Origin of the sequence: Pseudomonas sp. Pdm06, from assembly GCF_014851795.1 — a bacterium.
GTDB classification, from domain to species: domain Bacteria; phylum Pseudomonadota; class Gammaproteobacteria; order Pseudomonadales; family Pseudomonadaceae; genus Aquipseudomonas; species Aquipseudomonas fluorescens_AA.
In genome coordinates this window covers 28,105-39,852 of the sequence record NZ_JACVAH010000016.1, presented here as the reverse complement: position 1 = coordinate 39,852, position 11,748 = coordinate 28,105, and the positions used below count along the sequence as shown (strand labels likewise).

Below are 11,748 nucleotides of genomic sequence, written 5' to 3'. Positions count from 1 at the left end.
CAGCGGCGGATCGTTACGGTTGGAGTAACGGTGGAAAAACGGATCCAGTCCCCTGTGGGAGCGAGCTTGCTCGCGATGACGGTGGATCAGTCAACGCCGAGCCGGCTGACACTCCGCTATCGCGAGCAAGCTCGCTCCCACAAGGATTGCGTTTGGCTTTGGATTTTGTGGCGGCCAGCAGGGATCAACTCATACCCATCAATTGCCGGACCCGTTCGAGCAGTTCTACCGCACTCTCAATCAGTTGGGTAAGAAGCGCGTCATCTTCATCCATGTAGCCCTCGTACTCGGCAAGGTTGCGCCGCTCATGGCATAGGGCGAATAGCCGGACCTGCACTTTAGTGACATCCGCCGTATGAACCAGACACTGAAAGACCAGATAACGCTTGTCCGAACGATAGCCGCTCAAACGTAACGCCGTAAGGGCGGCGGCATGGGCGGCGTTGTACGCCAAGTCGAATCGACTGGCAAACGAAAGAGACACTGTTTGCGCATCTGTCAGGCGGTCCATTGCAGAACGCATCAAGCCCTCACATTCCTGGCGATCAGGCGGTTCTGCTTTGAGGCTGCCGCTACGTAACAGATTTTCCAGGCTTTCCTGCTTGCCCATCCTTGGACTCCAAAGGGTCTTCACCCAGCAAGTTGATCTTGTCCTGCTGCGCTACCCGAACCACGAAGCTGTTACCCGCCGCAAATTTTGCGGCCCAGTCCTGGGGCGTGTAGAGCGTAGGGTTAAGAGGACGGCCCAGTTGCTCTTCCAGAGGCATAAGCCGCTCCATCACTTCACTGTAGTGCAGGCCTTCGCCGATCAGCATGAGATCTATATCACTGGATGCGTTCGCCTGGCCTTTGGCGATGGAACCGTAGACGAATGCCCAGCTCAACTGCCTGGAAAACGGCTGCAAGGCTTGGCGCAAAGGTTCCGCTATACCCATGGTTTTTTGAACGATGCCCAACAGTTCCGCGTAAATCGGGCAGTTCACATTGGCTTGGTAATGGGTTTGATTGCCCTGGCGAGTCATCATCAAGATCCCAGAGTTTTGCAAACGCTCCAACTCCCGCATCAGACTGCCCTTGCCGACTTGAGCCCAGCGAGCAATTTCATTGGCATAGAAACTTTGATCCGGTTTACCGAACAACAGGCCCAGGACCCGTTGCTGAGTGGCCGTGAACAAGGCATCGCTTAGAGAGAGGTGATTCATGGAAAAGGCCATAAGTCCCAAAAAGGGAACGATAGGTCCCTTTTTGGGACTTATCAAGTTGGAAGTGGCGTTAAACGTAAGCGTCTGGACTTTTGTGGAGCGGGCTTGCTCACGATGACGGTGGATCAGTCAACACTGAGCCGGCTGACACTTCGCCATCGCGAGCAAGCTCGCTCCCACAGGTATCGTGCCCGTCTCAGGTATTCACCAACCCGGCCGCCACCACCAACTCCTCCAACGCCAACAAGTCCGGCACTTTCGCCACGTGTTCCCCCACCTGCACCGCCGCCTGCTCCAGCCCGCACAGCGGCACGTCGACATAGCTCAACTGACTGTCGAGCTTGCAGGAGCGGGGAATGCCTTGCACCAGCAGGGCGATGAAGCGCAGATCCGGCCGGCCGCCCAGGGCATTGAGCACGACGATGCGTACGCGCTCGCCCATCACGGTTTTCTGGCCGCAGGCCGACTCGAAGCTCAGCAGCGGGATTTGCCGTTCGCGCCAGCTTACCCAGCCCAGGAACCACGGCGGGGTATCCATATCGAAGGCGCTGCTCTGGTAGTCGATCAGCTCGGCCACCGCCACGTTGGGCAAGATCAGATGCCGGTCGGCCAGTGGCAGCAGCAGGCCGGTGAGGTGGCTGGCGCGTGAGTGATGCAGGTCATGCATGGGTTCTGCTCCAGTAGGCGATGCTGTCGAGCAGCACCGATTCCTGGTACGGCTTGCCCAGGTAGTCGTTGACGCCGATGGCCATGGCGCGGTCGCGGTGTTTTTGGCCGGTGCGAGAGGTGATCATGATGATCGGCAGGTGCGCCAGGCGTGGGTCGTTGCGCACTTGCGTGGCCACTTCGAAGCCGTCCATGCGCGGCATCTCGATGTCCAGCAGCATCAGGTCAGGCGCGTGCTCGGACAGCAGTGCCATGGCGTCCACGCCGTCCTTGGCGGTCAGGACGTGCATGCCATGGCGCTCCAGCAGGCGGCTGGTGACCTTGCGCACCGTCACTGAGTCATCCACCACCAGCACCAGCAGTGGCCGTTGCGGTTCACCCTCGCCCTCCGCTGGCACCTGGCGACGCGGGACCTGGTGGGGCAAGGCGCGGATCGGCGCCAGCAGGTCGAGAATCAACACCACCCGGCCATCCCCCAGGATCGTCGCCCCGGACAGGCCCTGCACCGCCGAGAACTGCGGGCCAAGGCTCTTGACCACGATCTCCCGGGTCCCGGCGATAGCGTCCACCTGCACGGCCACGTGCCGCTCGTTGCACTGCACCAGCAGCACCGGCAACGGCTGGCTCTGGCCCAGCAGCTTCGGCCGGGCGCCGGTTTTCAGCAGCTCGCCCAGGTAGCACAGTTCATAGCGTTGCCCGGCGTAGGTGTAGGTCGGCGGGTCGAGTTGGTAATAGCCGTCCAGTTCGGCCGGCAACACCCGGACAATGCTTTCGATGGCGTTCAGCGGGATCGCGTACTGGTCTTCGTGACAATGCACCATCAACGCCCGGTTCACCGCCACGGTAAACGGCAGGCGAATGCGGAAATGCACGCCCTGCCCCGGCGTGGAATCGATGATCATGCTGCCGCCCAACTGCCGCACCTCTTCGTGGACCACGTCCATGCCCACGCCACGCCCGGAGATCTGGGTGATTTTTTCCGCCGTGGAAAACCCCGGTTGCAGGATGAACTGCAGCACGTCGCGGTCGCTGATATCGCTGTTCGGCGTAAGCAGGCCACGCTTGATCGCCTTGCTCCGCACCGCCTCCAGTGGCACGCCGGCACCGTCGTCGCGGATGTCGAAAATGATGTCGCCGCCTTCCCGCGACAGGTCGAGGCTGATGCGCCCTCGCGCCGGCTTGCCAGCGGCGACGCGCACGTCGGCCGGTTCCAGGCCGTGGTCGACGGCGTTGCGTAGCATGTGTTCCAGGGGCGCGGCCATACGCTCCAGGACGTTACGGTCCATCTCGCCGTCGGCATTGCCCACCACGAATTCCACGTCCTTGCCCAGTTCCTGCGCCACTTGCCGGACGATGCGCTTGAGCCGCGGCAGCATGCGCTCGAACGGCACCATGCGCGTGCGCATCAGGCCTTCCTGGAGCTCGGTGTTGATCCGCCCCTGCTGTTGCAGCAGAAGCTCGGCATCATGATTGCTGCGATCCAGGGTTTCCTTGAGTTCGAGCAAGTCCGAGGCAGACTCGAACAGCGCCCGGGACAGTTGCTGCAACTGGGAATGCCGATCCATCTCCAGCGGGTCGAACTCTTCGTAGCCCAGGCGCTCGGCCTCCACCTGTTGACGACTGAGAATCCGCCCCTGGGTTTCGGTATCCAGGCGCCGCAACTGGTCGCGCATGCGCTCGATGGTGGTTTCCATTTCGCCCAGGGCCACGTGTGCGTCGTTGACCTGCTGTTCGATGCGCCCACGGAAAATCGAGGTTTCCCCCGCCAGGTTCACCAGGTCGTCGAGCAGCTCGGCGGAGACCTTGACCATGTCCGCACCGTCGCCCGCGGCACTGGGGTCTTGTCTGGCGGGCGCCGCGGGCGGACTTGCGATGGGGGGCGTGATCGGCTCCGGCGCCGGGGCAGCCTGTGACACCGCACTTGCCTGGGGATGATTCACCGCCTGGATCTGCGCGATCAGCCGATCGGCCAGCGGACACGGATGGCCGGCGCGCACCGCATCGAGCATCTGCGCCAGTCGGTCATGACTGCTTTGCAGCAAGGCGAACAGCGCCGGGGTCGGCTGGAGCAGGCCCGCCGACAGGCCTTCATAGAGGTTTTCCAGCTCGTGGGCCAAATCGCCGATAGGGACGATTTCCACCATCCGCGCACCGCCCTTGAGGGTGTGCAAATCCCGCAGCAGGGTTTCCACGGCCTGGCGATTCGACGGTTCTTCCTGCCAGCGCAGCAACGCCGCGCCTGAGCTGTCGAGAATGTCGAAACCTTCTTCAAGGAAGATTTCCAGCAACTCGGGATCATGGCCGGCACCGTCGGCCTGGGCCGCTGCGCTCGTCTCGATGGCGTTCGGCTTGTCCTGGCGGAACCTTCGGATAGAGTCGATCAGTGCAACGGGATCGCCCAACGGTTGGCCCTGTTGCAACTGCCCGAGCAACAGGTCGAGGCGTTCGTGGCTGCTGCCGAGCAGTTGCGCCAGTTCCTCGCTGTAGCTGTAGCGCCGGTCCACCAGCCCTTCGTAAAGGTTTTCCAGCTCCTGGGCCAGGTCGCTCACCGGCCGGATGTCGGCCATCCGCGCGCCGCCCTTGAGGGTGTGCAAGTCACGTTGCAGCGAGGACAGCGGCGCACCGTTATCCGGATCGGCCAACCAGCGTTGCAAGGCCTGGGCGGCACTTTCGAGGATGTCCTGGGCCTCTTCGAGGAAAATCGACGCGAGGTCATCTTCCACCGAGGTCTCGGCGGGCGCGTCGCGTTCCATTTCCGCCGTCGCGTGGCCCAGTTCGCGGATACTCAGCGTGCGGCTGCCGTCGCTGCGGATCAGGCCAGTGGCCGACGGGTCGAGGCTCTCCTGAAGCAGGCGACGCAGGGCCGCTACCCGCTCCGGCTGCGCACGCACATGCTGCCCGGCCGCCAACTGATCGAGCATGTCGATCAGCGCTTCATGGGCGAGCTGCGCCTGCCGGAAAAATTCATCGCTGACCGCCAGGCTGCTTTCTTCCACCGCGCCGTAGAGGTCCAGCAAGGCTTCGCAGAGTTCGTCCACCGGGTGCAGATCGGCCAGGTGCGCGCCTTCGCCGAGGGTGGTCAGCTCATCCAGCAGCGCACTCAGTTCCTGGCCTTCGCCGGGGTGCTGCTGCCAGCGCTGCAAGAGGCTTTCGGCGTCCAGCAGGATGTCCATGCCCTGGGCGAGGAAGTTGTTGATCAGTTGTGGATCGCGCTTGGTCCGTAGTGCTTTGTCCGGCGCACTGTTGGCGGCGTGCAGACGCTCGGCCAGCAGGGCCTGGGCACGCTGGATCAGATCCTCGGCGTCGGGGATCGGCGCCAGCGGCTCGCTGTGCAACTGGCGCAGGCCGCGGCGCAGCAACCCTTCGGCCTCCAGCAGCAATTCCACCTCATCCAGGTCGAGGACAATCAGGTGCGCCCGGTACTCCCGGGCCAGCTCATCCATCGCACCGGCCAACTCGGCGATGGGTAGCACGCCGGCCATCGAAGCGCTGCCCTTGAGGGTGTGCAAAGCCCGCTGCAATTCATCGCTGGCCTGCAACGGCAGGTGGTCGGCCGCCTGGTCGAGAAAACGATTGAGGCTGGCGAGGTGGCCCTGGGCTTCGTTGTCGAAGATCTTCAACAACAGCGGATCGAGAGCGGCCACGTCCTGCTCGTCGTCTTCGTCGTCCTCATCGCCGCCCTTGGCCAGGGCATGGGCGCGGGCGGCCAGGCGGTCGACGTCATCGCGCTGGCGTTGCCGATTGGCCGCGAACTCGGCCACCAGGTCCGGCAACAACTGCACCGTGTCTTCGATCAACTGGCGGACCGACACCTGCGGTTCGACGCTGCGCTCCAGCACCCGGTTGAGCAGGTTTTCCACAGCCCAGGCCAGTTCACCCAGCACCAGCGCCCGCACCATCCGACCACTGCCCTTGAGGGTGTGGAAAGCCCGGCGCAGTTCGCTCAGGGCGCCGTGGTCGTCGGGATGGGCACTCCAGCGCGGCAAGTATTCGCGCAGAACGTCGAGCACCTCGGCGGTTTCCTCGAGGAAGACCTCGCGCAACTCGTCGTCCACCGGGCTCTCGTCCCGTGGTGGGGGCAACAGGCTGCCTGGGGTGCTCCTGGCCGGCGGATTGACCGCCGACACCGGACTGGCCAGCACTTGTGCCAAGGACTGTACCGTCTGCGGGTCATCCAGTTCCTGCAAGTCCTGCATGACCTGGGCTTCGTTGGGACTCAACACATCGTCAAGCACCGGCACCCGCGCTTCGTCAGGGTAATAACCGAGCGCGGCCAGGCTCCGTTCGACCCCATCGAGCAAGGGCTCGCCAGGGGTTTCCGGGTCCTCGCTCAAGCGCTCCAGGTAGTATTCGAGACCTGTGATGACGTCGGCCAAATGGTCGAGCTCTTCCCAACCCGGCTGGGCCTGCTCCAGCAACAGATGGTCGCGGATGAACGCATTGCAGGACTCCACCAGGCTGGCGGCACGGCTCAGGGGGATCATGGCCAGCGCACCGCGCACCTGGGTCAGCAGCGCCGGCAACGGTTGCAGCTGCTCGCTGTTCCAGTCCGCGTCGATGTAGTCGACGATCATATCCTTGGCCTGTTGCAGGCAGGTGTGGGTTTCCTTGATGACGATCTGGTGGATCTGGGTCAGGTCGGTGGTGGGCAGGTGCGTGTCTTCGCGGCTCTCGGGCTCGACGGTGCCGACCATGCCGGCCAGGGTCGCCTCGACATAGAGCAAGGCCCCGGCAACGTCCATGAGGGTCGCGTCATCCGGCTCGCGCTGGCCCTGGGCAAGGCTCAGCACCACCGCCAGCTGATCGATGATGACCTTGCGCGGCTGGCCGAAACCCAGCACCGCCAAGGTGTCGGCGATCTGCCGCAACGGCGCCAGCAGGCTGTCCAGTTCCGAGGCGTGCTGGCGATCGCTGCGCACGAACAGGTCCAGGCGCTCCTTGACCCGTACCAACTCCTCGCACAGCGCGGCGAGCACCGAGCGCATGGCATCGCGGTCGGGCCCGGCCAGGCGCGCGCGTTCTTCGTCGACCATGGCGCTGTCGGGCAGCGCGTCGTCCAGTGAGTAGCGTTCTTTCATGATCTGCATCTGCCCGCTGGGATGTTCGGCCTTGGCAATATAGAACAACAAGCTCTTGAGCAGGTGGGGCGGTGCCGGCTGATTGATACCGGACATGCCTTGGTCCAGCAGGCGCTTGAGCTCCTTGTCGGCTTCCTTGAACAGGCTGCGCAGCGCCGGGCTGTTGGCGATGCGCCCGTCACGCATGCCTTCGACCAGCGCTGAGGCCACTTGCCATAAGGCATTGAGCGGCGCCCCGGCGCACAACGTTTCCAGGCGCTGGAAAACCTTGGCCAGGTAACCGAGGTGGGTCGCGTCATCCTGTTCGCGCAGCAGGCCCACCAGGGCCATTTGCAGGGTCTGGCGCCATTTGCGCAAGGTGTTTGGCAGGTCAGCGGGTTCGAGGCGCTGCAAGGCCTCGTCGCTGAGCGGCGCAATATCGGGCAACTCGGGACTGAACAGGCTGGTTTCCGACAACAGGCTCTCGCCCCGGGCACTGCGCAGGTCGTTGATCAAGGGCAACACCACCAGCGGCAGGTCACGGCGGGCGCCTTGTATACGGTCCAGGTAGATCGGCAACTGCCCCAGGGCCTGGCTCAACAGACTGATGGCTTCGTCGCGATGGATGACGCGGTTGTCCTGCAGGGCGGCGCACAGTTGCTCCATCTCCTCGGCCAGCAACGCCGCACCGTAGAACTCGACCATCTGCAGGCCGCCGTGGACCTGGTGAATGCAGGCCAGGCATTGCCCGAGGGCGTCCGACGCCTGGGGATCGTCCACCAGGCGGTTGAGGGCCAGATGAGCCTGCTTCAGCGTTTCGGCAATCTCGCCCTTGACCCATTCCAGGGCCACGTAGTCGTGCCGATCACCCATAACCACTCCAATCAGGAGAACACAACACGCCTGTGGAGAAGGGATTTACCTGTGGGAGCAAAGCTTGCTCGCGACGCAAACACCTCGGTTTCCGAAGTACCGCGCTACATTCATCGCGGGCAAGCCTTGCTCCCACAGAAACCTCCTCGCCACCAAAAACCTTTTCCAACAGATGGATCCGGTTGGTCACACTTTTTCCTCATCGCCAGCCGCAGCAGCCGGCAAGGTAAACCCCGACACCGAACGGCGCAGTTGGCTGGCCATTTTCGCCAGGTTGCCGATGCTTTCGGCGGTGGCGGTGGAGCCCGACGAAGTCTGCGTGGTGATCTGCTGGATCACGTTCATGGTCAAGGAAATCTGCCCCGCCGAGGTGGTCTGTTGCTGCGCCGCGTTGGAGATGCTCTGGATCAGCGCCGCCAGGGTCTTGGACACACCTTCGATTTCTTCCAGGGCGACGCCGGCGTCCTGGGCCAGTCGCGCACCGCGCACCACTTCGGTGGTGGTCTGCTCCATGGAAATCACCGCTTCGTTGGTGTCGGCCTGGATCGCCCGCACCAGGGTTTCGATTTGCCGGGTCGCCGCCGAAGAACGCTCGGCCAGGCGTTGCACTTCATCGGCCACCACCGCGAACCCGCGCCCGGCATCACCGGCCATGGACGCCTGGATGGCGGCGTTGAGGGCCAGGATGTTGGTCTGGTCGGCGATGTCGTCGATCAGGCTGACAATGTCGCCAATTTCCTGGGATGACTCACCCAGGCGTTTGATGCGCTTGGCGGTGTCCTGGATCTGCTCGCGAATGTTGTCCATGCCATGAATGGTGTTGTGCACCACCTCATTACCCTTGTTGGCAATTTCCACCGAACGCTCGGCCACCGCCGACGATTCGGCGGCATTGGCCGACACCTGGTCGATGGACTGGGCCATTTCATTAATTGAAGTCGAAGCTTCGGAAATTTGCTGGGCCTGGTGCTCGGACGCCTGGGCCAGGTGCATCGCCGTGGCCTGGGTTTCCTGCACGGCGGCGGCGACCTGGCCGGCGGTGAGGTTGATGGTCGCCACCAGATCGCGCAGTTGGTCCACCGAGTAGTTGATGGAATCGGCGATGGTGCCGGTGAAATCCTCGGTGACCGAGGCCGTGACGGTCAGGTCGCCGTCGGCCAGGTCCTCGATTTCATCCAGCAGCCGCATGATCGCGTTCTGGTTGCGCTCGTTCTTTTCCGCGGTTTCGTGCAACTGGCGGTTGGTCTCGCGGACCATCACCAGCCCGATCAGGATGATCGACATCAGCGCCAGCAGGCCCAGCACATAACCGCCGATGGTATTGACGGAACGCCCGCCGGCCAGGTTTTCGAAGGCCGTGGCCAGGTGCGAAGCCTCGTCGAGCAAGGTCTGCGACAGGTTGAAGATATTGCCGGCCGATTCGCGGACCTTGAACAGCTCCGGCGAGGTCTCGAGGATTTCATCCACCGAGCCGGAGACGAACTCGAACAGCTCGCTGATTTCGCTCAGTCGCGCCCGGGCATCGCGGTCCTGGACCTGGGAGATTTTCAGGGTCGGGTCACCTTGCAACATGCCATTGAGCACCTGGCCAAAACGCGCCGCGTCGCGACCGAAGGTATCGGCGGCCTGGCTGGCGTTTTCGTCCCCCGCCAGCACGGTATTCACCGCGCCGAGAATCCGCTCGGCCAGTAGGGACTGGCGCTGGGCCATGGCCACCTGGGTGGCGGGGGCGCCGCGTTGCAGCAGGATTTCGACGACTTTTTCGTACTCGACCTGCAACTGCGGCACGGTTTCGGCCAGGGTGGCCGCCACCTGGTGCAGCGACAGCACGGTCTGTTCGCTGGAGAGAATGGCATCGGTGTTCTTGAGCAGGCGCTCCCAATCCAGCTGCACGGCGCGCATCTGCGGGCGCAGGGTGGCGGGCGCAGGCGGCAGGCCGGTCACCGGGTCGCCCTGTTTCAGGTAGCCCCAGCGCTGGGCGAAGTCATTGCGCGCATCGCTCAGCAGCTTGAACGCCGCAGGCTTGCCGGCGGCGGCCTCGGTGGCGTTCTTGGCGATGCGCTGGGACAGCACCCGCAGCTCACCGGCATGGCCGATGTACTGTTTGTCGTAGGTGGACTGGGTGTTGAGGTAAGCGAAGTTGGCGAACAGCAGCACGATGAAGACGATCAGCGCGACGAACAGCACGATGATCTGCGAACGACTGCGCGACGCTTCCAGTGGCTTGCCTGTTTTTGCTTTGATCATCGGTTCTCGCCTGTGCTACCCAGTCCAACTCACTGCTTTATCAGTGGGGCCACTGCCTTGCTTACCTGTCAGACCGAGTCGCCTCCTTCGCGAGCAAGCCCGCTCCCACATTGGGATCTACTGTGAACTCAAGCTTTGTGAGCACCATAGATCCAAGGTGGGAGCGGGCTTGCTCGCGAAAGGGCCAGCCCATTCACCCGAGCTTTTCCGTCAAATCGCCACATCCATGAACCCCGGCGACCGCGCCAGGGCAAACGGGCTGAACACCTGCCACTCGCGCTCGCCGCCGAACCGGCCCTTGACGAAGGCTGCTTCCGGGCCGTCGTGGTCGTCCACCAGCATCGGTTCCAGACTGTCCTGGGCAAAGTGCTGCAGCCCGAGGACCTCGTCCACCAGCAACCCGGCGAACACCTCGTCGTGGTCCACCACCAGCACCCGCCGCTGCTTGCGCACGGTGGACAGCTCATGGCCGAAGAACCCGCACAAATCCATCAACGGCAACAAGCGCCCGCGCAGGTTAGCCACGCCACGCACCCACGGCTTGACCCCGGGCAAATGCGTGTGACGAGGCTCGTGCAGCACTTCGCTGACTTCGCCCATCGGCGCCACGTACCAGTGCTCGCCCAGACGAAAGCCGATGCCGCTCCAGCCGGCACGATGGGTCGGCTGGGAGGGCAGGTCCGCCCCCAGCAGCCGGCAACGCCGGTCGATCTGCAGCAGCAGTTCGAAGGCCGTCAGGGATTGGCTCATGGCCGCGCCGTCAACCCGCCAGCACTTTGTTCAGGGTCGCGATCAGGGTTTCTTCGTCCACCGGCTTGGTCAGGTAGTCCTTCGCCCCCTGGCGCGTACCCCAGACCTTGTCGGTGTCCTGATCCTTGGTGGTGATGATGATCACCGGGATATGGCCGGTGTCCGGGTCCTTGGTCAACTGGCGCGTGGCCTGGAAACCATTGAGGCCGGGCATGACGATGTCCATCAGCACCGCATCGGGTTTTTCCTGGCGGGCCAGCGCCACGCCATCGGCGCCATTCTCGGCCTTCAGGACCTGATGGCCGTGCTTTTCCAGCATGCCGGTCAGTTTGTACATTTCAGTCGGCGAATCATCGACGATCAGAACTCGTGCCATGGTGTTCCCCATTTTCTTGTTGACCCCAGGCCCGTTGGCCGAGTGTCATTAATGTGCCTGGTGCGGCTGGACAGCGGCAAAGCCCGGGACATGGGCCTGTATCGCCCCCAGCAGTTCTTCCTTGCTGAACGGCTTGGTCAAAAACTGATCGGAACCGACGATGCGCCCCTTGGCCTTGTCGAACAACCCATCCCGGGACGACAGCATGATCACCGGCGTGGCCTTGAACGCGCTGTTGTTCTTGATCAGGGCACAGGTCTGGTAGCCATCGAGGCGCGGCATCATGATGTCGACGAAGATGATGCCCGGATGATGATCGGCGATCTTGGCCAGGGCATCGAAACCGTCGATCGCCGTGATCACCTCGCAGCCCACGTTGCGCAGCAAGGTTTCGGCGGTGCGGCGGATGGTCTTCGAGTCGTCGATGACCATGACCTTCAAGGCGCTGGGTTGCTGTTGCGTAGAGTGCTCTGCCATTGCCGCTGCGGACCGGTTTTTAACGCCTGAGAGTGAACGACAGCGCAAACCCTTGATGTTCAAGGCCCGCACGTCACATGGCAGCCTTTTTAGCACAGTC

8 protein-coding genes are annotated in these 11,748 nt (G+C 63.2%); all 8 read right to left on the bottom strand.

Translation table 11 applies throughout. The features are described 5' to 3' along the window. Window positions 1–184: 184 nt before the first annotated feature. Entirely contained in the window at window positions 185–610 is a 426-nt protein-coding gene (locus tag IB266_RS23515; RefSeq protein WP_103308874.1) for a hypothetical protein, read from the bottom strand. Further along, window positions 573–1,202, bottom strand: coding sequence for a nucleotidyltransferase domain-containing protein (locus IB266_RS23510; protein ID WP_103308875.1), 630 nt, complete (start codon window positions 1,200–1,202; stop codon window positions 573–575). Before IB266_RS23510 ends, IB266_RS23515 begins: the two co-directional genes overlap by 38 nt. A gap of 196 nt (window positions 1,203–1,398) precedes the next feature. Further along, on the bottom strand, window positions 1,399–1,869 hold the full coding sequence (locus tag IB266_RS23505; protein ID WP_192262676.1) for a chemotaxis protein CheW: 471 nt from the start codon (window positions 1,867–1,869) through the stop codon (window positions 1,399–1,401). Continuing rightward, window positions 1,862–7,798, bottom strand: a complete 5,937-nt coding sequence (locus tag IB266_RS23500; RefSeq protein WP_192262674.1) for an Hpt domain-containing protein — start codon at window positions 7,796–7,798, stop codon at window positions 1,862–1,864. The genes IB266_RS23505 and IB266_RS23500 overlap by 8 nt, the downstream gene beginning before the upstream one ends. A 186-nt stretch (window positions 7,799–7,984) precedes the next feature. After that, window positions 7,985–10,045: a methyl-accepting chemotaxis protein gene (locus IB266_RS23495; protein WP_192262672.1), complete on the bottom strand. Its 2,061-nt coding sequence runs from the start codon at window positions 10,043–10,045 to the stop codon at window positions 7,985–7,987. Between the two features lie 210 nt (window positions 10,046–10,255). After that, a complete protein-coding gene (locus tag IB266_RS23490; protein ID WP_060740212.1) occupies window positions 10,256–10,795 on the bottom strand; it encodes a chemotaxis protein CheW in 540 nt (179 codons plus the stop codon). A gap of 10 nt (window positions 10,796–10,805) precedes the next feature. After that, on the bottom strand, window positions 10,806–11,171 hold the full coding sequence (pilH, locus tag IB266_RS23485; RefSeq protein WP_003206465.1) for a twitching motility response regulator PilH: 366 nt from the start codon (window positions 11,169–11,171) through the stop codon (window positions 10,806–10,808). 48 nt (window positions 11,172–11,219) lie between these two features. Next, window positions 11,220–11,648 (bottom strand): response regulator, encoded by a 429-nt coding sequence (locus tag IB266_RS23480; RefSeq protein WP_060740211.1) that lies wholly within the window; start codon window positions 11,646–11,648, stop codon window positions 11,220–11,222. Window positions 11,649–11,748: the final 100 nt, after the last annotated feature.